Origin of the sequence: Aeromonas genomosp. paramedia, from assembly GCF_023093515.1 — a bacterium.
Lineage (GTDB): Bacteria > Pseudomonadota > Gammaproteobacteria > Enterobacterales > Aeromonadaceae > Aeromonas.
The window spans coordinates 355632-377615 of the sequence record NZ_JAAROG010000001.1 but is presented as its reverse complement, the minus strand read 5'-3'; the positions used below and the strand labels follow the sequence as shown (position 1 = coordinate 377615).

The 21984-nt window shown below is 58.8% G+C and carries 22 protein-coding genes; 11 read left to right on the top strand and 11 right to left on the bottom strand.

The window, feature by feature from the left end:
- Positions 1–130: 130 nt before the first annotated feature.
- From HB860_RS01905 to HB860_RS01870, 7 genes are all read left to right on the top strand, one after another.
- Complete coding sequence (locus tag HB860_RS01905) at positions 131–979, top strand: TIGR03899 family protein (protein WP_247625572.1); 849 nt, start codon at positions 131–133, stop codon at positions 977–979.
- 261 nt (positions 980–1240) lie between these two features.
- A complete protein-coding gene (locus HB860_RS01900) occupies positions 1241–2869 on the top strand; it encodes a methyl-accepting chemotaxis protein (RefSeq protein ID WP_247625571.1) in 1629 nt (542 codons plus the stop codon).
- Between the two features lie 559 nt (positions 2870–3428).
- A complete protein-coding gene (locus tag HB860_RS01895; RefSeq protein ID WP_247625570.1) occupies positions 3429–3827 on the top strand; it encodes a hypothetical protein in 399 nt (132 codons plus the stop codon).
- Positions 3828–4009: 182 nt separating this feature from the next.
- Positions 4010–4897: an alpha/beta hydrolase family protein gene (locus HB860_RS01890; RefSeq protein ID WP_247625569.1), complete on the top strand. Its 888-nt coding sequence runs from the start codon at positions 4010–4012 to the stop codon at positions 4895–4897.
- Positions 4898–5326: 429 nt separating this feature from the next.
- On the top strand, positions 5327–6370 hold the full coding sequence (locus HB860_RS01880) for an AlbA family DNA-binding domain-containing protein (RefSeq protein ID WP_247625568.1): 1044 nt from the start codon (positions 5327–5329) through the stop codon (positions 6368–6370).
- Between the two features lie 80 nt (positions 6371–6450).
- Positions 6451–6912, top strand: a complete 462-nt coding sequence (locus HB860_RS01875; protein ID WP_247625567.1) for a hypothetical protein — start codon at positions 6451–6453, stop codon at positions 6910–6912.
- On the top strand, positions 6861–7229 hold the full coding sequence (locus tag HB860_RS01870) for a hypothetical protein (protein WP_247625566.1): 369 nt from the start codon (positions 6861–6863) through the stop codon (positions 7227–7229). The genes HB860_RS01875 and HB860_RS01870 overlap by 52 nt, the downstream gene beginning before the upstream one ends.
- 200 nt (positions 7230–7429) lie before the next feature.
- Here HB860_RS01870 and cysC read toward each other — a convergent pair whose 3' ends face one another.
- The 5 genes from cysC to cysG form a co-directional block, all read right to left on the bottom strand.
- Positions 7430–8023, bottom strand: coding sequence for an adenylyl-sulfate kinase (gene cysC / locus HB860_RS01865; protein ID WP_247625565.1), 594 nt, complete (start codon positions 8021–8023; stop codon positions 7430–7432).
- Positions 8024–8072: 49 nt separating this feature from the next.
- Positions 8073–9797: an SLC13 family permease gene (locus tag HB860_RS01860; RefSeq protein WP_247625564.1), complete on the bottom strand. Its 1725-nt coding sequence runs from the start codon at positions 9795–9797 to the stop codon at positions 8073–8075.
- Positions 9798–9801: 4 nt separating this feature from the next.
- Complete coding sequence (gene cysN, locus HB860_RS01855) at positions 9802–11229, bottom strand: sulfate adenylyltransferase subunit CysN (protein WP_247625563.1); 1428 nt, start codon at positions 11227–11229, stop codon at positions 9802–9804.
- A gap of 24 nt (positions 11230–11253) precedes the next feature.
- Positions 11254–12162 carry a sulfate adenylyltransferase subunit CysD gene (cysD, locus tag HB860_RS01850; RefSeq protein ID WP_247625562.1) on the bottom strand — a complete coding sequence of 303 codons (909 nt, stop codon included), beginning with the start codon at positions 12160–12162 and terminating at the stop codon, positions 11254–11256.
- Positions 12163–12266: 104 nt separating this feature from the next.
- The gene (cysG, locus tag HB860_RS01845) at positions 12267–13697 is read right to left on the bottom strand and encodes a siroheme synthase CysG (protein WP_247625561.1); all 1431 of its coding nucleotides are present in this window, start codon (positions 13695–13697) and stop codon (positions 12267–12269) included.
- 198 nt (positions 13698–13895) lie between these two features.
- Between cysG and HB860_RS01840 the strand changes: the two genes are divergently transcribed.
- Both HB860_RS01840 and HB860_RS01835 read left to right on the top strand, forming a co-directional pair.
- A complete protein-coding gene (locus HB860_RS01840) occupies positions 13896–14819 on the top strand; it encodes an SPFH domain-containing protein (protein WP_247625560.1) in 924 nt (307 codons plus the stop codon).
- On the top strand, positions 14816–15271 hold the full coding sequence (locus tag HB860_RS01835) for an NfeD family protein (RefSeq protein WP_139434045.1): 456 nt from the start codon (positions 14816–14818) through the stop codon (positions 15269–15271). Before HB860_RS01840 ends, HB860_RS01835 begins: the two co-directional genes overlap by 4 nt.
- Positions 15272–15353: 82 nt before the next feature.
- Here the strand turns inward: HB860_RS01835 and HB860_RS01830 are convergent, their stop codons facing one another.
- From HB860_RS01830 to HB860_RS01820, 3 genes are all read right to left on the bottom strand, one after another.
- Positions 15354–15587, bottom strand: coding sequence for a hypothetical protein (locus tag HB860_RS01830; protein ID WP_025328222.1), 234 nt, complete (start codon positions 15585–15587; stop codon positions 15354–15356).
- 309 nt (positions 15588–15896) lie between these two features.
- The gene (locus tag HB860_RS01825; protein ID WP_247625559.1) at positions 15897–16946 is read right to left on the bottom strand and encodes an oxidoreductase; all 1050 of its coding nucleotides are present in this window, start codon (positions 16944–16946) and stop codon (positions 15897–15899) included.
- Positions 16947–17103: 157 nt separating this feature from the next.
- Entirely contained in the window at positions 17104–18270 is a 1167-nt protein-coding gene (locus HB860_RS01820) for a multidrug effflux MFS transporter (protein WP_247625558.1), read from the bottom strand.
- Between the two features lie 236 nt (positions 18271–18506).
- Here HB860_RS01820 and rdgB point away from each other — a divergent pair, with 236 nt between their 5' ends.
- A complete protein-coding gene (rdgB, locus tag HB860_RS01815) occupies positions 18507–19103 on the top strand; it encodes an RdgB/HAM1 family non-canonical purine NTP pyrophosphatase (RefSeq protein ID WP_025328225.1) in 597 nt (198 codons plus the stop codon).
- A 98-nt stretch (positions 19104–19201) separates the two neighbouring features.
- Positions 19202–20347, top strand: a complete 1146-nt coding sequence (gene hemW / locus HB860_RS01810) for a radical SAM family heme chaperone HemW (protein WP_247625557.1) — start codon at positions 19202–19204, stop codon at positions 20345–20347.
- A 225-nt stretch (positions 20348–20572) separates the two neighbouring features.
- Here hemW and HB860_RS01805 read toward each other — a convergent pair whose 3' ends face one another.
- From HB860_RS01805 to zntR, 3 genes are all read right to left on the bottom strand, one after another.
- Positions 20573–20791, bottom strand: coding sequence for an alternative ribosome-rescue factor A (locus HB860_RS01805; protein WP_247625556.1), 219 nt, complete (start codon positions 20789–20791; stop codon positions 20573–20575).
- 121 nt (positions 20792–20912) lie between these two features.
- Positions 20913–21449 carry a dihydrofolate reductase family protein gene (locus HB860_RS01800; protein ID WP_247625555.1) on the bottom strand — a complete coding sequence of 179 codons (537 nt, stop codon included), beginning with the start codon at positions 21447–21449 and terminating at the stop codon, positions 20913–20915.
- Positions 21439–21876 carry a Zn(2+)-responsive transcriptional regulator gene (zntR, locus tag HB860_RS01795; RefSeq protein WP_139434040.1) on the bottom strand — a complete coding sequence of 146 codons (438 nt, stop codon included), beginning with the start codon at positions 21874–21876 and terminating at the stop codon, positions 21439–21441. Before zntR ends, HB860_RS01800 begins: the two co-directional genes overlap by 11 nt.
- Between the last annotated feature and the right edge of the window lie 108 nt (positions 21877–21984).

Genomic DNA, 21984 nt, shown 5'->3' with positions numbered 1-21984 from the left:
ACGCCGATGGCCTCCTGCGGGAGGCCATTTTTTTATCCTGGGCCCGGTGACGCCGTCCCCGCCTGAGGGATTGTTCATGGGCCCGGTTGGAGTAACATTCAACACCAGACCCTGCGATCACGGAGCCAGCATGGCCGACCTGCCCCCCAAGAAAGAGAGTGCCATCCTGAGCAGCCAGGAGCAGACCCTGCGCCTGGCCCGCAGCCGTGGCATAGACGGCATGCTGACCCGCAACAGCGACAGCACCTTCGAACAGCGCGCCACCTTCCGCCATCTGGCGGATCAGGCTGCCCGCCAGCGCAATCTGGAGGCCATCATGGTGATGGCCGCCCGCCACTGTGAAGAGACGGCGGCCGGCGGCGAGATGGACAGCGACTGGCTGACCCGCTTCCTGCAACTGGCCGAAGACATCAGCATGGTGCCCATGCAGCAGCTGTGGGGGCGGATCTTCGCCCTGGAGGTGGCGACCCCGGGCCGCTTCTCCATCCGGGCCCTCAACACCCTCAAGGAGATGACCCAGCGCGAAGCCCAGCTGTTCCAGCGCATCTGCGCCCTCTCCTGCCACTATGAGGGCAGCGACGAGCAGCGCCTGCTGCTGGGCATGCACAAGGGGGCTGGCCTGCTCAGCCGCGCCAAGGTCACCCGCATGGGGCTGGGCAAATACCGGGTCCCCTACAGCGCCCTGCTGCTGCTGTGCGATCTCGGCCTGCTGCACCGCGGCGAATTGGAATCCGGTCCCCTGCCTGCGGACGGGGTCGAGCTGGCCTTCGGCAACCAGCGCTGGCGCCTGCGCCAGCGCCAGAGCAACCTCACTCTGCTCTATTACCGCCTCACCCCCATCGGCAACGAGCTTGCCCTGCTGCTGGAAGAGCCGCCCCTGGAGGAGTACCTGCAGGACTTGAAGACCCTGCTCTCCACCCACCTGCAGATAGAGACCCAGGTGCCGGGCCCGGTCGACGAGCCCGATCTCCCTAGCTGATCACGGCGGGCGCCCCTGGCCCCGCCTTGCCAAATTGCGAATCCCGTCCCGCCGTTGCCAAAACGGCTCCCAAAAAGCGAAACGATTCAGCAGGCGGAGACGCAGGCCCTGCTCGTTTTCGTCGACTCCCGGGTTTTGGGCAAAAAAGATGCACTCTGCACACAATTTAAGCGCCTTCTGACACTCTGGTGCACGGCTTGCAATGGGACCACTAGTCCCAAATTGTCGGGACTCATCATCCAGCCACAGTCGGACGCCGCCATGAGAGTCAATCAACCCGTTACCCAGCGTGAACGCCTCTATCCAGCGCACCAGAACCTCATCTCCACCACGGATCTGGAGAGCCGCATCACCTATGCCAACGACGAGTTCTGCCAGATCGCCGGTTTCACCCTGGAGGAGCTGCAGGGAGCGCCCCACAACCTGGTCCGCCACCCCGACATGCCACCCCAGGCCTTCGCCGACATGTGGCGCCATCTGCGGGAAGGCAAGAGCTGGATGGGCCCGGTCAAGAACCGCTGCAAGAACGGGGATCACTACTGGGTCAGCGCCTTCGTGACCCCCATCCAGGATGCGAGCGGCAAGGTGGTGGAGTACCAGTCGGTGCGCACGGCGCCGGATGACGCAGTCAAGCAGCGGGCGGAGCGAGTCTATGAGGAGATTCGCAGCGGCAAGACCCCGCGGGCCCTGCGCCTTCCCCCCTTCTCCCACACGCTTGCGCTCACTCTCTGCCTGCTGCCTTGCCTGGCGGCCCTGGTGGCTCTGGGCTATCAGCACGGCACTGACTGGCCCCTTCTCCTCGGCGCCCTCTCCCTGATGCTGGCGCTCGCCATCAACCAGACCCTCTCTCGCCGCCTCGCGCGGCTGGATACCCTGGCCCGCGACCGCTTCGACAACCCCTTGATGCAACTGCTCTATACCGGCCGGGTCGATCGCCTGGCCGCCGTCGAGCTCGCCATGCAGATGAATCAGGCCGAGTTCAATGCGGTGCTGGCCCGCACCCAGCAGACCTGCCAGCAGATCCTGACATCCGCCCAGACGGATCTGCACAACGCCGAGACCATCACCGACAACCTGCAGCAACAGCAGGCCCAGACCAACCAGGTGGCGACCGCCATCACCCAGATGGCGGAGTCCATCCGCGAGGTCTCCCACAGCTCGACCGCAGCCTCCGATCGACTGGACGAGACCGCCGATCTGTTCAGGGAGGGCAACCGCAGCGTGCAGGAGACACTGGTCGAGGTGGGGGGGATGCACAGCGAGCTGATCGCCTCCAAGGGGGTGATCACCACCCTCGCCACCCAGTGCCGGGCCATCGACGGCATTCTGGACGTCATCAACAACATCGCCAACCAGACCAACCTGCTGGCCCTCAACGCCGCCATCGAGGCCGCCCGGGCTGGCGAGGCGGGTCGCGGCTTCTCTGTGGTGGCGGACGAGATCCGCACCCTGGCCATCAAGACCCAATCCTCCACCGGCGAGATCCAGAAGATGATCACCCTGCTGCAGGGCAGCGCCGGGGATGCGGAACAGGCGATGGAGAAGGGAGAGCAGCGCTCCGCCATCTGCCGACTCAAGGCCGCCGCCACCGGGGACGTGCTGCAGCAGATAAGCGATCGCCTGCTGCAGGTGGCCTCCGGCAGCAGCCAGATAGCCCAGGCGGTGCAGGAGCAGTCCCAGGTCACCGCCGACATCGACCGCAGCGTGCTCAGCATCAAGACCCTGGCCGACGACTCCAGCCAGGGCAGCCGCCACGCCGTGCAGGGCATCATTCAGCTGGTGCGCCAACTCGGCGAGCTGGAGCGGCTGGTGCGCCAGTTCCAGCAACATCCCGCCGCCCAGCCAACCAGCTCGGCCCTGACCAGCGGCCAGCCCCTGCTGGCCCGCTAAGCCTTCACGGAGCAAACCAGACCCAAAGACCGTGCGCTAATACAAAAAAACATGGGCCCCTGTCGTCACCGGCAGCGGGCCCAATTATCTCTGGTGGGAATACGAGTCTGACCGGATTGCCCCCACTTGGACTAACGCCCGGGCAAGATAATGCGTCGCAAATCCGCCCGCGCAGCCACCTGCTTGCCCTGCCGTGCGACCATATCGGCGACGCAGCATGGCGCTCAGCAGAGCTGATCATCCTGGTTCACTCCCGCCCCCATACGCCGTGAGCGTTGAGCCTGAAAAAGAGCAGAGCCTTGGGAGCCTTCTCATCCACCATCCCCTCCCGACCACAACTCCATACCCACTCAATTTATTGATCTTGCCCGAGAAACTACCAGTTCCCCCTTCCCTAGCAGGCTCCGTTCGGTAACATAGCCATCAGGATCACCTCTTGTCGGAGCAGCCATGTACCAGACCAGAGCCACAGGGAAAGGATCAGCAGACTGGAGGCTGAAATTCAGGGGCGGTAGCTTTGCCTGAATGTTGGGAAGATCACGACCAAAGGGGTAAATGTTTGAAAAGAAAACCAATAATCAAGCTTTCTCATATTCAAGAAATTATCAAGTTATTTGATTCAATAAGCCAAGACGCGAACTTACCTGATACATATTACGAGATGTCTCGTTATATAAGATCAACTGAATATGATGAAATGAATTTGTATGAACTTTCTTTTGAACCTTATTTATCTATAGCTAAGCAATGTGACATGAATTTTTTTGCCCTGTATCGGAGCAAACAACGAATATATCTTGTTCATTGTAACGATGCCGGTCACCCCCCACCTCGATGGGAAGCCCACCCTATCAAACTCTCTCAACTTAAGGATCTTGATTTGATGATGTTTTTAATGCGAGATCACGCCTATCAATTGGCGCTAAGAAATAAGCAATATTTAGACTATGAAATTTAGACAATTAAATATCCCCATATAGACAAACCGATAAGATTGATAGCATATTCATAGCATGTGATTGCCACATTTGTTTTAGTATCAATCATTAAAAAACCACAACCATCATATTCAATATGAAAGTTCTATTAATATTTTTTGGTTTTCTCTTTTTGACGAGTTCGGTGAACCCTCAGGAGATCATGACTCGCATAGTTAGCAGGGATGATGGTTCGTTTATCTCTTATTATCTTGTCCAACATACCCATGACACAGATACACTGCTGTTGATCCTGCAAGGCTCTGATTGCAATAGTGTCTTGAAAATAGCGTCCATACTCACCGAGTATAAAAATGTTTGGCCAGAAGCTGACCTGTTGTTAATCGAAAAATACGGCATCACTCGTAAATCAAAATACAGTCCCGACCCGGCACGCAAGGATTGTCCTGCTCAGTACCTTGAAAAGGACAACCCTGCGCAGCGGGTTGCGGATATCAAGGTTGTGCTCGATTCCGTTCGAAAATACGGTCAATATAAGAAATTAATTATACTAGGCGGAAGTGAAGGAGCCGTTATCGCCAACCTGGTGAGCGCAGAAGTTGACTATATCGATGCCACTATCTCCTTTAATGGCGGTGGCCGCTGGTTTATCGATGACGTCTCATACAGCATCGCTGCAGAGCATAAAAATCCCGAAGCTGCGAGAAAAGAGATCGACGGTTTTAAAGGGTTTGCCGAACATGTTCTTAACAGCAAACCCTTTGAACTTGATGTGAGCGGACATGGTTATCATTGGTGGCAGCAGATGCTCTCCATCGATCAGCTTGATACCCTTAAAAAAGTAAAGTCTCCTCTGCTGATCATTCAGGGAGGGAGGGACACGTCGGTATCACCACAGAAAACAGATGAAATGATGCAGCGCCTTAAAGAGCTCGGGAAGAGCAATATCGAGTATCGACGTTATGAAGCACTTGATCATGGATTGAAAAACAGTGACGGGAGAAATCTTCGCAAAGAGGTTATCAGCGATATGAATTTATGGTTACAGTCGAAGTTAGATAATCCAACCAATAAATTCAGCGATAACTGATTGAAGCTGGGCTGGCTGGATACTGAAATTCAGGGGAGGTAGCGTAGTTTTTACAGGTTAGCGCAGAGCGTAGCGAGGCCCAACAGACAAGTATTATCACGCCAACCAGAGCGGGATAAATATGGATTTGGTTGATCGGTAAATGTTGGGCTTCACTGCGTTCAGCACCAACCTACGATTTTTAGCCAGATATTCTAGATATTACCAGAATGCGCATCTTGCCCACACAAGGAGACCCGCCGCATACAACGGCTTACCACATGGTAATCGGGAATATCTTGCAGGTTAATCTAGCGTGAACGAGCGATGGTCATGGCAAACCCCTCGACTGGCTATCCATCAAGCGAAGCAGCATGCTACGCTGCAGTCAAATTGGTGGATGTCCCATATCTAATGTAATTATCACCACTTATTTATCGTAGGTTTATCATGAAAATTAAAAAGATTCAGTTACCTAAGCTACTTGAATTAAGTGTTGATAAGGCAACAAATAAAGTAAGCAACCGCGAGAGTGAGCATAGAGAATTCAAGCTAAAATTCGAAAACAACAACCTCCCTAAATTTGCAAAGACAATGGCAGCCTTTGCGAACCGAGATGGTGGTGTTCTTTTTTTTGGTGTAAAAGATAAGCCTCGAGAGCTGATAGGGATCGTAGAAGCTGAAGTACCAGATGATGTAGTCATCACAAACTTTTTAAAAGAGTATTTTCAGCCAGAGATTCTTTTCGAATCACATGTAATTGAAAGACACGGTCTAAAAATTCATGCTTTGTTGGTTAAACCAGCTCACAGAAAACCAATAATTTGCAAGAAATCAAAATCAATCAGAGCTGAACAAGGTAAGCCTGATAAAGAAGTTTTACGCGAAGGTGCAATTTATTATAGATACTCAGCCTCCACTGATGAAATAAAATATGCTGATTTAATATATATGCTTGATACTGAGCGTGAATCTTATTTCAAAGCAATGATTGACAATATTACGCTACTGAATAAAGTGGGCATAGATAAAGCAGCAGTTATTGATGCTCATGAGTTATCTGGAAATGATCAGGCAGCTTCTGTATATTTAACAAATGACACCGCACAGAAACTAAACTGGATTGATAGCGGGAGTTTTGTTGAGGATGAAAATGAAGGTGGAAAAGCTTATTATGTGGTTAGAAAAGTTGAAATAAAACATGGCATTGAGATACAAAAACCTGTCGATTTTGCAAACACGCACCCCTTGACAAAAACAGCTCTTTCTAAAAAAGTAAAAATTGACAACCCTTATATTGACGCTGTTACATGGAAACTTGGGATAAAGGACAACCCAACATACCATATTCCATCTCATCACGGTTTAAATAAAATTCATAAATATACAGAAGCATCTGCAAATCTAATTATTAAAAGTTTCCCATTTGATATGAAAAATCGAAAAGATAAATTCAAGGAAATATATGATGAATATCATGCTGCTCTACGCTAAAGAACATACAACAGTGTTTTAACCTATGGCGGCACTACGTGCTACTGCATAAAGCGAATTTATAAAACAAGGGAATGTTTATGTCTGATTTATTTTCATCACAAGCAGGTACTCTTTCATATGGTATTACCTTGTTCGAGCAATACATAAATAGAGTTCACAAAGCATATGAAGATGAAGAATTTTTTGATTGGCCAACTATATTTTTGACAACTACATTGCAAGCAACTTCAGTGTCATTAATAAAACTATTGCCTTCTGTAGATGACACAAATGAAATATTAGATAAACGTTCAATTGCATCTTTAGTAAGAAATATCATTGATACTCATGATGTTTTAGACATGATGAGTAATGCAGATACACCTGAAAGGTTGAGCCTTCACCGTAACATTTTGGGTATGTATATATCAGGCCGCATTAACAAAATCCAAAAATCGATAGATAATGAAAGAGCCGAAAAGTTTTATCCTTACTCAAAAGAACAGTATTGGAAAAAATCAAATCATCTCCCTATTATACTCACCGACTTGATAAACTGAAAAATGGTGAAGGTGTTTTCTATAACACTAGAATGGAAAGATTAAAAAATTCTTGTGAGGAACATGCCGATTTCGTCTCTGGTATTATTGCTGACTTATCAACACTTGTTCATTCAATTCCACCTACCCTTTGGCTCAGTGGTTTAAATGAAGTTTATAGTAATTCAGAAGACAATAGAAACATGGTTTCAATTTGGTTAAGAGTTGCGAACTTCTTCTTTGCTCGCTCTATATCTTATTTTTTAAAAGTAACTAAATATGATGTCACTCCTGAACTACAAAAATTTATTACACATCATAGAAAGGTCTTCTCATAGAAGAATGATTTTATAACAAATTTGAAACTTGACAGTACTATGTACGGCCATTAAAAGTCAGAGAAAAATTCACCTTTGAGCACCATACTACACGTCCTATTAAGCCGTTAGCCACTGACAACCAAGGGAATAGTTAGAAGACAATAAACAAGAGGGCAAACACCCCCTTGTTTATCAATATTCGGCGCTGACAATCAACCTTAATCGATTAACCCCCGCAGCCTTAGCGCAGTCAGCAGTTCATCCACCAGCGTGGCAACCGGTTTACCGGCATTAAGCAGATGAATTTCCGGCTGTTCGGGGGCCTCGTAGGCCGAGTCGATGCCGGTAAAGTTGCGGATCTCTCCGGCCCTAGCCTTCTTGTAGAGCCCCTTGGGGTCGCGCTCTTCACAGATGGCGAGGGGCGCATCCACAAACACCTCGACGAACTCCCCTTCACCCAGGAGATTGCGCACCAGATCCCGCTCGGCACGGAACGGCGAGATAAAGGCGGTGAGCACGATAAGGCCCGCATCCACCATGAGTTTTGCCACCTCGCCGACCCGGCGGATATTCTCCTGACGGGCGGCGTCATCGAAGCCGAGATCCCCGCACAGGCCGTGGCGCACATTGTCCCCATCCAGCAGATAGGTGTGCTTGCCTTGCGCCGCCAGCGCCTGCTCCAGCGCCCCCGCCAGGGTGGATTTGCCCGCCCCGGAGAGTCCGGTGAACCAGATCACCAGGGGCTTTTGCCCCTTCTGTTCAGAGCGGCTCTCTTTGTCGACGGCATGGGCATGCCACACGATATTGCTCATTCAAACTCCTTGCGAGGCATCAGGGCCCCAAAACGAAGAGGGTTGCGCCTTAAAACGGAAACAGCAGGGGCACCATGACGATCACCCCGAGGCTGTAGGCCAGGGAGACAGGCACCGCCAGCTTGAGGTAATCCGGCATCTTGTAGTTGCCCGCCGCATAGACCATGAGGTTGGTCTGGTAGCCGTAGGGCAGTATAAAGCTGGAGCTGGCCCCGAACAGCACCGCCAGGATGAACGGCATGGTGGAGACGTCCATGCTGAGCGCCAGCTGGTAGCCCATGGGGAAGGCCAGGGCCGCGGCGGCGTTGTTGCTCATCAGCTCGGTCAGCACCAGGGTAAACAGGTAGATGCCGATAAAGGCGATGATGGGGCTGGAACCGTTGAACTCCCCCATCAGCCAGTCGGCAATCAGCCGCGCCAGTCCGCTCTTCTCCAGCTGATCGGCGATGGCCAGCGCCCCGCCCACCACCAGCCAGATGTCCAGCGGAAAGCGGCGACGGATCTCGTCCAGGGTCAGGATACGGGTGAGCAGCAGCGCCACCAGCATCAGCAGCAGCCCCTTGAACAGCGGCACCAGATCGAACACCGACAGCGCCAGTACCCCGAGAAAGCCCAGCACCACGGCGGCGCTGCGCTTGCCATCGAGCCGGGTGGAGGCTTCCAGCCCGCTCACCACCACGAACTCCCGGGAGAGGGACTTGTTGCCCGCAAACTTGGGGCCGGGGGCCAGCAACAGGGTGTCCCCTGCGTGCAGTTCAATCTGGCCGAGGCCGCCGGTGAGCTGGGTCTCGCCCCGGCGCACCGCCAGCACCACCGCATCGAAGTGGGTACGAAACTCCGCATCCTTGATGGTCTGCCCCACCAGCCGCGAGCTGTGGCTGACGATCACCTCCACCAGATGCTGGCCGTTGAGGCGGTGCTGGCCGTAGAGATCCAGCCCCTTGAGCTCCTGCAACACACCGACGCTCTCCACGTCGCCGCAAAACAGCAGCATGTCCCCTTCGTGCAGCTCGTGTTCCGGCTGCACCGGGCAGATCACCTGGTTGCCCCGGATGATCTCGGCGAGATAGAGGCTTTTGAGGCTGCGCAGGCCGTTCTCCTTGACGCTGCGCCCGGCCATGGGGGAGCCGGGGCCCACCTTGGCCTCGAGAAAGTAGCCGGATTCCCGGCTCATCTCGGTGTCCTGTTCCGGCAGGTGGCGGGCAAACAGCAGCACGGCGACCAGGCCGGTCAGCAATGTCCCCGCCCCCACCATAAAGAAGTCGAACATGCCGAGCGGCGGCGCCCCCATCTTGATGAGGAAGCTGTTGACGATGAGGTTGGTGGAGGTGCCGATCAGGGTCAGCACGCCGCCAAAGGTCGCCGCGAAGCACATGGGCAGCAGCAGCCGGGACGGCGCATGGTTGGGGTTGCGCTTGACCGCCCCCAGCATGGAGGCCACCACGGCGGTGTTGTTGACGAAGGCCGACAGGAAGGCGGTGGAGAACCACACCTTGACCAGCACCTTGTTGAAGGAGCCGGTGCCCACCAGGTTGGCGAACCAGCTCATGACCCGGGTCTTCTCCACCGCCAGCGACACCAGCAGCAGCAACACCAGGGTCAGCAGGGCGCTGTTGGTGTAGCCCGCCACTACGGCGTTGATGTCCGCCAGGCCGCTCAGATAGGTGATGAGCACGGCGCCCGAGAAGAGCAGCGCCGGCCGGAGTTTGCCCTGGATCAGCAGGGCGACGAGGGCAGCCAGCAGACCCAGCACCAGGGATTGTTGCCAGGTCATGGGCTTACTCCTTGCCGGAATCGTTGCTGATGGTCAGCGCCTGCCAGTGGGGGAAGTGCTTGCGCACCAGGGCGTTGAGCTCCACTTCGAACTCGCTGTATTGCCCTTTCACTGCCTTGGCCGCCAGCCCTTCCACTATCATGCCCGCGCCCACGGTGACGTTGGTCAGACGGTCGATCAGGATGAAGCTGCCGGTATCACGGATCTCCTGGTAGGGGTCGAACGCCACCGGGTCGGTCAGGCTGAATTCGCACAGGCCGATCTCGTTGAGCTTGAGCTCGGAGGCGTCCAGCTCATCGAGCTTGTTGATCTCGATGCGGTGGCGAATGGCCTCCACCTGGCCGCGGCTCTTCTTGGTGGCCAGCTTGACGTCATAGACCCGGCCCGGTTGCAGGGACTCTTCCCCCATCCAGACGATGTGAGCCAGCACGTTCTGGGTCACCTGGGGCTTCTTCGCCGCATCCACCAGCAGGTCGCCGCGGCTGATGTCGATCTCGTCCGCGAAGGTGACCGTGATGGCCTGGCCCGGCAGGGCGTACTCCAGATCCCCGTCGAAGGTGACGATGCGGGTGACTGTGCTCTCCTTGCCGGAGGGCAGCACCGCAAGCCGATCGCCGACCCGCAGGATGCCAGAGGCCATGGTGCCCGCGAAGCCGCGAAAGTCGAGGTTGGGGCGATTCACGTACTGCACCGGCAGGCGCACCGGATGGCGCTCCAGCTCGCGCTCCACTTCGGCGCTCTCCAGCAATGAGAGCAGGGTCTCGCCCTCGTACCAGGCCAGCTTGTCGCTCTGGTTGACCACGTTGTCACCATCCAGCGCCGAAACCGGCACTATATGGATGGTGTCGACGCTCAGCTTCCTGGCGAACTCGCGGTATTCGGCACTGATGCGATCGAACACCTCCTGGCTGAACTCCACCAGATCCATCTTGTTGACCGCCACCACGAACTGCTTGATGCCCAAGAGGCTCGCGATAAAGCTGTGGCGACGGGTCTGATCCAGCACCCCCTTGCGGGCGTCGATCAATATGATGGCCAGATCGCAGGTGGAGGCGCCGGTGGCCATGTTGCGGGTGTACTGCTCATGGCCCGGGGTGTCCGAGATGATGAACTTGCGCTTGGCGGTAGAGAAATAGCGGTAGGCCACGTCTATGGTGATGCCCTGCTCGCGCTCGGCCTGCAGGCCGTCCACCAGCAGCGCCAGGTCCAGCTTCTCGCCGGTGGTGCCGAGCTTCTGACTGTCGGACTCCAGCGCCTTCAACTGATCTTCATAGATCTGCTGGGAGTCGTGCAGCAGGCGACCGATGAGGGTGCTCTTGCCGTCGTCCACGCTGCCGCAGGTGAGAAAGCGCAGCAGGCTCTTGTGTTGCTGGGCGTGCAGGTAGGCTTCAATGCCCTGTTCGCTGATGGCGGTCTGAATGTGGTTGTTCATGATGCGATTCCTTAGAACATTTTTTTAGAAATAGCCCTGACGCTTCTTCTGCTCCATGGAGCCGGCCTGATCGTGGTCGATGAGCCGCCCTTGCCGCTCGCTCGAGGTGGTGAGCAGCATCTCTTCGATGATCTCGGGCAAGGTGGTGGCATTGGATTCGATGGCCCCGGTCAGCGGGTAGCAGCCCAGGGTGCGGAAGCGCACCAGCTCCTGCTTCACTTCGTCTTCCGGGCCTATGGGCATGCGCTCGTCATCCACCATGATCTTGATGCCGTTGCGCTCAACCACCGGGCGATGGGCGGCAAAGTAGAGCGGCACTATGTCGATGTTCTCGAGATAGATGTATTGCCAGATGTCCAGCTCGGTCCAGTTGGAGAGCGGGAACACCCGGATGCTCTCCCCCTTGTTGACCTGGCTGTTGTAGACGCGCCACAGCTCGGGTCTCTGGTTCTTCGGATCCCAGCGGTGGGACTTGTCGCGGAAGGAGTAGACCCGTTCCTTGGCACGGGACTTCTCCTCGTCGCGGCGGGCGCCACCGAAGGCCGCATCGAAGCCGTATTTGTTGAGCGCCTGCTTGAGCCCCTCGGTCTTCATGATGTCGGTGTGCTTGCCGCTGCCGTGGACGAAGGGGTTGATGCCCATGGCGAGCCCTTCCGGGTTCTTGTGGACGATAAGATCCAATCCGTACTTTTTGGCGGTCTCGTCGCGGAACTTGATCATCTCCTTGAACTTCCAGTTGGTGTCCACGTGGAGCAGGGGGAAGGGGATCTTGCCCGGATAGAAGGCCTTGCGGGCCAGGTGCAGCATGACGGAGGAGTCCTTGCCGATGGAGTACATCATCACCGGGTTTTCAAATTCGGCAGCCACCTCGCGGATGATATGGATGCTCTCGGCTTCCAGCTGCTGCAAGTGGGTAAGTCTTTCACGGTCCATGTCTGGGTCCTCGGTTCATTGCTATCGCGCCTGCTCGGGGCGCGGTTCTGGTTCAGTTCGGTGCCGCCTTGGCCGCACCGTCAAATCGATTCGGGTCTCGCCCTTCAGGCCAGGCTCACCAGCTTGAGTTCGTGGCGGCTCGCCTCTGTCTCGGCCCGCTCGCCCGCCTGCTCGCCAAACCAGGCGAGCTGCTTGCGCAAGGCCACCACCTCGCCGATGACGATGAGGGACGGGCTCACCGCCTGCTGGGCCAGTTCCGCCAGCTCGTCCAGGGTGCCTGTCAGTACCCGCTGCCGCGCCGTGGTGCCCCGCTCTATGATGGCGATGGGGGTGGCGGCGCTTCGGCCATGGCTCACCAGCTGCTGCTGGATGTGCTCGGAGCGCATCAGTCCCATGTAGATGACCAGGGTCTGGTTGGTTGAAGCGAGCTGCTGCCAGTCGGGCTCCTTGCCCTCCTTCTGGCAGTGGCCCGTGATGAAGACGGCGCTCTGGGCATGGTCGCGGTGAGTGAGCGGAATGCCCGCATAGGCGGTGGCACCGGCGGCGGCCGTGATGCCGGGCACCACGGAGAAGGGGATACCCTCCTCTGCCAGCACTTCCAGCTCCTCGCCGCCACGGCCGAACATGAAGGGATCCCCCCCCTTGAGCCGCACCACCCGGTTGCCCGCCCTGGCGTATTCCACCAGCAGGCGATTGGTCTCTTCCTGGGGCACGCTGTGGGCCCCCGCCTTCTTGCCGACCGACACCAGGGTGGCGTCCCGGCGCACCAGATCCAGGATCTCCGGGGAGACCAGCTGGTCATAGAGCACCACTTCGGCTTGCTGAATCTGTTGCAACGCCTTGAGGGTCAGTAGGCCCGGGTCCCCTGGACCCGCCCCTACCAGCACCACTTCCCCCATTTCGGTCTGGGCCTTGTCGAGCCCCTCGTTCAGCCACTGCTCTGCACCTTGCCAATCGGCTTTCTCGATCAGACCGGCCAGGGTGTTGGAGGCAAAGGCGCGCTCCCAGAAGCGGCGACGATCGGAGAGGGAGGCCAGCACTCGCTTGGCCCGGCTGCGCACCCGGCCGGAGAGCTCCGCCAGACCGCCCAGATGGCGGGGCAGCAGGCTCTCGAGCCGCTCGCGCAACAGGCGCACCAGCACGGGAGCCTTGCCACCGCTGGAGACGGCCACCATGATGGGGCTGCGATCGATGATGGAGGGGAAGATAAAGCTGGAGCGCTCGGGGTCATCCACCACATTCACAAAAAGCCCGAGCTGATTGGCGCTCTGGTAGACCAGGGCGTTGACCTCGAGGCTGTCGGTCGCCGCCACCACCAGGATCTGGCCGGCCAGATGGGCCGGCTCGAAGCGCGCCGCCACATGGGTGAAGCGACCGGCAAACTCATGGAAGTCGGGCTCGAGCTCGGGAGAGACCAGGGTCAGCCGGGCACCTGCCGCCAGCAGCAGGCGCGCCTTGCGCAAGGCAACCTCGCCCCCGCCCACCAGCAATACCGGGCGGCCTTCCAACCTGGCAAACATAGGTAAATAATCCATCAGGGCCCACTCCTCGGCATACGACGACATCTTGGGCGACTATAGGCAGGAGTCCTTATCCCTCAAAATAATAAAAAATGCTCTTTAATGCGTTTTAGTAATTAGTAAAGCCGTGCCGTGGCAAAGGGGAGCGAATGTCCTTGTGGTGGTTCGCACCAGACTCTAGGCTAGTGAAAGTGTTTCATAAGGAGCTTTACCATGAATGAGTCATTGATTGTGCTGGGGATCTTCGTGTTCCTGGTGCTGGCCACCCTGAGCGCGGGCATCAAGATAGTGCCACAGGGTTTCAACTGGACCGTGGAGCGCTTCGGCCGCTACACCCGTACCCTGACCCCGGGCCTCAACCTGCTGATCCCCTATGTGGACAGAGTCGGCCACAAGATCATCATGATGGAGCAGGTGCTGGACATCCCGGCCCAGGAGGTGATCTCCCGGGACAACGCCAACGTCACCATAGACGCCATCAGCTTCGTGCAGGTGGTGGATGCCCGCAAAGGGGCCTATGAGGTCAACGATCTCACCAGCGCCATCAGAAATCTGACGATGACCAATATGCGGACAGTGCTCGGCGCCATGGAGCTGGACGAGATGCTCTCCCAGCGCGACACCATCAACGAGAAGCTCTTGCGTACCATGGATGCCGCCACCGCCCCCTGGGGCATCAAGGTAACCCGGATCGAGATCAAGGATGTGCGCCCGCCGCTCGCCCTGGTGGAGGCGATGAACGCCCAGATGAAGGCCGAGCGCCAGAAGCGGGCCGAGGTGCTGGAGGCCGAAGGGGTGCGCCAGTCCAAGATCCTGAAAGCGGAAGGGGAGAAGCAGTCCCAGATCCTCAAAGCCGAGGGGGAACGCCAGGCCGCCTTCCTCGCCGCCGAGGCGCGGGAGCGTGCCGCCGAGGCGGAAGCCAAGGCAACCCATATGGTCTCCCAGGCCATCGCCGAGGGGGATATGCAGGCCATCAACTACTTCGTGGCCCAGAAATACACCGAGGCCCTGGCCCGCATCGGTGAAGGGCCCAACAGCAAGATCATCATGATGCCCCTGGAAGCGGGCAGCCTGATTGGTTCGGTGGCCGGCATGGCCGAGCTGTTCAACAAAGATGGCAAGGTCGGCAAGCCATGACAGCCCTGTTCGAGGGGCTGACCCACTGGCACTGGCTGGGGCTCGGTTTCGTGCTGCTGGCCATCGAGGTGCTGGGATCTGTGGGCTTCCTGCTCTGGACCGGCATCGCCGCCCTGGAGGTGGGGATCTTGCTGCTGATCTGGCCCTTCGGCTGGCAGGCACAGCTGCTGCTGTTCGCGGCGCAGTCCCTGGTGACCACCTGGGCCTGGTGGCGCTGGCAGCACAAGCGCGACCGCTCGAGCCGGGATGCGGCCGCCCCCATCAACGAGCGGATGCAGAGCTATCTGGGACGGGAGCTGACCCTGCTTGATGAGGTGAGCCAGGGGATGAGCCGGGTGCACCTGGATGACACCGTCTGGACGGTGCGCTGCAACCAGCCGCTGGCGGCGGGCAGCAGAGTCCGGGTGACGGGATATGACTCCCATATCCTGCTGGTGGAGCCGCTACCCTGAGCGGGGAGCCGTTGCCCGCAGTGGCCATAAAAAAACGGGCCCGGCGTTACCGCCGGGCCCGATTTTTTTATGAGGTGCAGGCTTAGTTGGCCTTGGCATCGCTCACAGCAGCTTCTGCCTTGGTGGCCACGTCAGCAGCAGCCTTCTCGACGGTAGCAGAGGCTTCGGAAGCGGCCTTCTCTACGGTAGAGGCAGCTTCGCTAACAGTTGCAGCAACGTCGGCGGCCGGAGTAGCGGCCGGAGCGGCGGCTTCTTCTTTCTGACCACAGGCGGTCAACATCAGACCCAGGATACCGGCTACCAGTACTTTGTTCATGTGCATACCCTCAAAAAAAGATGGAGAGATGGTGTCAAAAACCATCACTGTGCGTCTTCGCCCCCGGTAAAACAGCGAGCCACCGGGAGTCGGGAGGCGCGCGAAATATATCCCCATATGCGACCAATGAAAACGCGTATCACAATGATATTTTCTCGTTGGCTGGATAAAAAGAACTACTGCAACGACAAATGTTAATACAATACGCCTTTATTTACGCCAAACCGCACGATTAAAAACCAACAAGAGAACGATTGTCAGTCAATGATTGCCATTTCGGCAGCCGTCACCGGTATCGTGAACGTGCCTTCAGTCAGACAGCTTCTGACAGCTCAGCCGCCGCCCCTGGCTGTCGCTCTCTCTGGCCAGATCCAGCAGTGCCATCACCGCCAGGGCCTCCACCGCGGGCACAGGGTTGCCGGCCTCCCCCCTGATGGCGGCGCAGACACCGCGGTAGTAGGCGCCGTAATCACCGGCCTCCCCACTCACCGCCTGCACCAGGGATTGCCCCTCCACCATGCGGCTGAGCTGGCCGGGTTCGGGATCCTGGCCCCAGTTCGCCGCAAGCGGGCGCAGGCCGAGCTTGAGCTGCTCCTCCTGCACATCCATGCCGAACTTGATGAAGGATCCTTCGCTGCCGTGGATGACGAAACGCGGCATGGTGGCAGAGACCAGGCAGCTGCCGTGCAGAATGACCCGCATCTCGCCGTAACCCAGCAACACGTGGAAGTAGTCATCGCTCAGGGCGCCGGGGCGCTGGGCGGCCAAGTCAGCCTGGATCCAGTCAGGCTGGCCGAACAGCTGCAACGCCTGATCCAGGATGTGGGGACCGAGATCGAACCAGAGCCCGGAACCCGGGCCGCCCGCCTCGCGCCAGCGCTGACGCACCTCGGGGCGGTAGCGATCAAAGTGAGATTCAAACTGGGCTACCTTGCCCAGCGCTCCTTCCGCCAGCAGGCGGCGTACCGTGAGGAAGTCCCCGTCCCAACGCCGGTTGTGGAAGATGCTGAGCAGCCGCTGCTGTTTCTCGGCCAGCTCGACGAGCGCCTCGGCTTCGGCCAGATCCAGCGCGAACGGCTTGTCGATCACCACGTGCTTACCCGCCAGCAGGGCCTGACGGGCGATGGGGGCATGGGTATCGTTCGGGGTCGCTATCACCACCAGATCGACCGTGCTGTCGGCCAGCACCTCGTCCAGGGTGCCGACCTGGCAGCCCGGCAGCTCGGCCTGCACCTTGGCGGCATCACGGCTCACCACCCGGCGCAGGGCAAGCCCCGGGGTGCTGGTCAGGAAGGGGGCGTGGAAGGTCTGTCCTGCAAAGCCGTAACCCACCAGGGCGGCGTTGATTGTCTGACTCATGGGATTCTCCGCTGAACTGTCCAATATGATAGGCACCTGGCGACGCTGCGCCCAAAAAAGAAGGGGGCCTTAAGCCCCCGTTTCGTTCATCAGAGCACAGGATTTATGGCCTGTGCAAGCGACGTTATCCATCGACGCCGGGGCTCTGCCCCGCGCATCAAGGCTGCAGGCAGAGGCGACGACCCTGCCGCGTCATCAACATCAGCAAGGGGGGCAGCAGCAGCCACATGTGCAGGGCCAGCTGGCTCAGGGGATCCGGCATCAACCAACCGGTGATCCCCACCAGGGCGCCGGAGCCGCTCATCTGGAACAGGCCGAGCAGGGCGGCGGCGGTCCCGGCGCAGTGACCGAAGGGTGCCAGCGCCATGCCGGCGGCAGCGCCCAAGATCATGGCGAAGCCGATGCTGGAGAGGAACACTGGCCCCATCATCGCCAGCGGATGAGCCAGGTGCATGGTCAGCGTCAGCAGGATGGCCGACACCAGCAGCACCAGCAGGCCGATGCGCAGGGTGCGTCTCGGTCCCACCCTGGCGATGAAGCGCGGTGCCAGGAAGCAGGCCAGGATGTTGAGCGCCGCGTTGGCGGTGAACCAGTAGCTGAACCCGTTCATGTCCAGACCCAGCTTCACCATCAGCTGTACCGGCGCCGCCGTGACATAGGCCAGGATCACCGCCATCGCCAGCATGCAGAGCGCCGCGTTGAACAGGAAGCTCGGGGAGCGCAGCACAGGGCTGTAGCGCGACCAGCTGATGAGCGGGCCGCTGCTGCTGGTCTCCTCGGGGCGGGTCTCCGGCATCCGCCACAGCAGCCAGCTACCGACCACAACGGCATACCCGGCCATAAACCAGAAGTTGGCCGACCAGCCCGCCTTGGCGGTGAGCCAGCCACCGAGCAGGGGCGCCAGCGCCGGAATGAAGCAGATGGCGCCGTTCAGGTAGGAGATCATCTGACCGCTCTTCTTGGGGCCATAGCTGTCACGCACCACGGAGAAGGCGGCGACCGAGGTGGCACAGGCACCGAAGCCTTGCAGCACCCGCGCCAGCATCAGCTCGCCGAGGCTCGCCGCAAAACCGGCGGCCAGGGCGCTCAGGCCGTAGAGCAGCACGCCGCCAAGGGCGATGGGTTTGCGCCCGTAGCGATCGGCGAGCGGCCCCACCAGCAGCTGACCCAGCCCCATGCTGAACAGGAACCAGGTGATGGTGCCCTGCATCAGGGTCACTTCGGCCCCCAGCTGCTCGGCCATCTGCGGGATGGCGGGCAGATAGATGTCGATGGCCAGCGGGCTGAACAGCACCAGGAGTACAAGCAGAAGAATCAATGGCATCAGTCACCTCAAGCCCTAGGGGGAAAATCGATTGGTGCGCGAGTCTACTGACTCAGAGTAATGAATTGAAATGGTATTTAATCACTTCGGTTATTCCTCCTTGGAAACATGTATTTTATCCACTCCTCTGCACTGCCGCGGCGACCCACATCCGGTGCCGGATTGCAGGCAATTGGCGCTTTTACTAAACCCCTGCCCCGCATAGAATGCGCAGATTATTTTTGCGGAGGTGCGTGATGAACAAGCTTGTCCTGGCAACAGGGAACCAGAAAAAGGTGAAGGAATTGGCCGCCATGCTGGCCGATATGAAGATCCAGGTGATCCCACAGAGCGAGTTTGCGGTCTCCGATGCCGACGAGACCGGCACCACCTTCGTCGAGAATGCCATCATCAAGGCACGCCACGCTGCCCGCATCACAGGCCTGCCCGCCGTCGCCGACGACTCAGGCCTGGAAGTGGACCTGCTGCACGGTCGCCCCGGCGTCTACTCCGCCCGCTTTGCCGGCGCCGGTGCCAGCGACAAGGAGAACATCGACAAGCTGCTGGCCGAGCTGCAAGGCGCCCCCGACTACCTCAAGAGCGCCCGCTTCTGGTGCGTGCTGGTCTATATGCGCCACGCCGACGATCCCACCCCCATCATCTGCCAGGCGAGCTGGGAGGGGATGATCATCGACGAGCCCCGCGGTCAGCACGGCTTCGGCTATGATCCCGTGTTCTTCGTACCGGATCACGACTGCACCTCGGCCCAGATGCCGGCGGAGCTCAAGAACCAGCTCAGCCATCGCGGCCAGGCGCTGGCCAAGCTCAAGGCGGCGCTGGCCGCGGCGCACTGAGACCCGACCGGGCGCCGGGATACGCCGACACGCATTTCATCTACAATGGGGGCCACCCGACCGGCCCCCATTTTGATTTTTTGAATACTGGAAACACCATGCTGCAACTGCCGCCCCTCTCCCTCTATATCCATGTGCCCTGGTGCGTCCAGAAGTGCCCCTACTGCGACTTCAACTCTCACGCCCAGAAGGGGGAGCTGCCCCACCTCGAGTACGTGGCCGCCCTGCTGGAGGATCTGGATCAGGATCTGCACTGGGCCCAGGGGCGCCCGCTCTCCTCCATCTTCATCGGCGGTGGTACGCCGAGTCTGCTCTCCGTGGAAGCCATGCAGGCGCTGCTGGACGGGGTGCGTGCCCGCATCGCCCTGACCCCGGACTGCGAGATCACCATGGAGGCCAACCCGGGCACTGTGGAGGCGGACAAGTTCGCCGGCTTCCAGCGAGCCGGCATCAACCGCATCTCCATCGGGGTGCAGAGCTTCCAGCAGGAAAAATTGACCCGCCTCGGCCGCATCCACGGCCCGGAAGAGGCGCGCAAGGCCGCCGAGCTGGCCCATGCCATATCGCTTCCCACCTTCAATCTGGATCTGATGCACGGCCTGCCGGATCAGAGCCTGGAGGATGCCCTCTATGATCTGCAGCAGGCCATCGACTGCGCGCCGCCGCACCTCTCCTGGTATCAGCTCACCATAGAGCCGAACACGGCGTTCGCCTCCAAGCCCCCCAAGCTGCCGGAGGACGACACCCTGTGGGACATCTACGAGCAGGGCCACGCCATGCTCACCGCCCAGGGTTATCAGCAATACGAGATCTCGGCCTACGCCAAGGCGGGCTATCAGTGCCGCCACAACCTCAACTACTGGCGCTTTGGCGACTATCTGGGCATAGGCTGCGGCGCCCACGGCAAGGTGACGGATCTCGCGAACCAGCAGATCCTGCGCACCGCCAAGGTGAAGCACCCCAAGGGGTATCTGGACCCTGCCCGCCCCTATCTGGACAGCCAGTGGCAGGTGAGCGCGGACGATCTGCCGCTGGAGTACTTTATGAACCGCTTCCGGCTCTTCGAGCCCGCCCCCAAGGCGGAGTTCGAGGCCTATACCGGGCTGCCGCTGGAGCGGGTGGAGACCATGCTCGCTGTTGCCCAGACCAAGGAGCTTATCGAGGATCTCGGCGAATATTGGCAGCTGACCTCCCTCGGCCATCGCTACCTGAACGTGCTGCTCGAGCTCTTTATGGACGAATGAGGTAACCGCCTTTAACCAGATGGAACACAAGCGGGGCGCCATGAGCGCCCCGCTTGTTTTGGTTCCAAGAACCTGTTCACGGTCTGTCGCGAGAGGCTGTCAGCAAGGTGAAGAGCAGCGCAGGAACCGGAGTGTGTAAGTACACATGAGGATTCCGAGCAGCACATGAGCCTTGATCACGGCCTCGCAGCAAGATCGTGGACAGGTTCCAAAGCAGAAACCCGCTCAGCAGCAGACGCGTACCCTCTGCTGTTGACCGGGCTCCCACCGCTTGCCGTGCTTGGCCTTGCGCTGGTAGCTCCCCTTGCCCTTCTTGCTTGGCTCGACCCTGGCCTGAAACAGGGGAGAAGTCACCAGTGCCTTGAGGTGGTTGTCCTGGATAATGCCGCGCTGATGATCGTGGACGGGTTCAGTGGTGGCGAGGGCCACCTTCTTCTTGGCCATGCTGGCTCCTTTGCTGTGATGGTAATGAATGGCACTTTGCCGAACGAGGGGCCAAGGAGGCAGCTCAGGACGGCGAAAAAACGCACCGATTGTGCGCCTCTTGCCGCCCGCCTGCAAGGGCTCAGGCCGGGTGATAGACGACCCGCACCAGGCCGCTTGGCAGCACGGCGCTGGACACAGGCACCAGGCGCCCGGGCAGGGCTTGCGTCCACAGGGAAACGCCGGCCCCCAGGGTGACCGGCACCCAGAACAGGGTCAGCTCGTCCACCAGCGCGGCCTGCAGGCCCTGCCTCACGACCTCGCCACCGTCCAGATAGATGTGACGCGCTCCCTGCTGCCCCAGCTCGCTCAGCACCTGCGCCAGCGCCCCCTGCCGGAAAGAGACATGGGCACGGGGCGTGGCGGGCCTGCGGGTCAGCACAGTCACAGGTTTGTCACCATAGGGCCACTCGGGGAAGCCGAGCACGGTTTCATAGCTGTTGCGCCCCATCAGCAGCAGATCGGTGCTGGCCATCAGGGCGCTGTAGCCGGTCTCCTCCTGGGAGTCGCCGCCATAGGGGGCGAGCCAGTCAAGATCCCCGCCCTCCCCCGCGATAAAGCCGTCGAGGGAGAGGGCGAGGAAGGCAGAGACCCGGGGACGATGGCACTCAGTGCTCATGGTCGTGATGCTCGTGACGGGAGGGGGCGCCGGATTCCAGGGTCTCCAGGATGGCGCAGTGCTCCGCCGAGCGGGGGCCACCGCAGCAGATGTCGGAGAGCGCCTTCAGGTTCTCCCGAAAGCGGGTCAGCTCCAGGATCTTCTGCTCCACCTGTTCAAGCTTGGTGTCGGCCACCGCCTTTACCTCCTGGCAGGTCACCCGCGCCTTGTTGGTGTCGAGGGCGAGCAGCTCGCCGATGTCCGCCAGGGAGAAACCCACCGACTTGGCGCGGATGATGAACTCCAGCCGCCGCCTGTCCTGCTCCCCATAGAGGCGGTAGCCAGACTCGTTGCGGATCCCCGGCGAGATGAGCCCGTTCTTCTCGTAAAAGCGCAGGGTGTCCGCCTTCACCCCGCACGCCTTGGCCAGTTCCCCGATCCGATACATAACCCTCTCCCCGACATGGCATAGCGCCCAAAATGGTACTCAATATAAACCGGCTTCCACTATCACCCCTTTGCCCGGCGATTGCCAGCCAAAGGCAGGAAAGCAGTA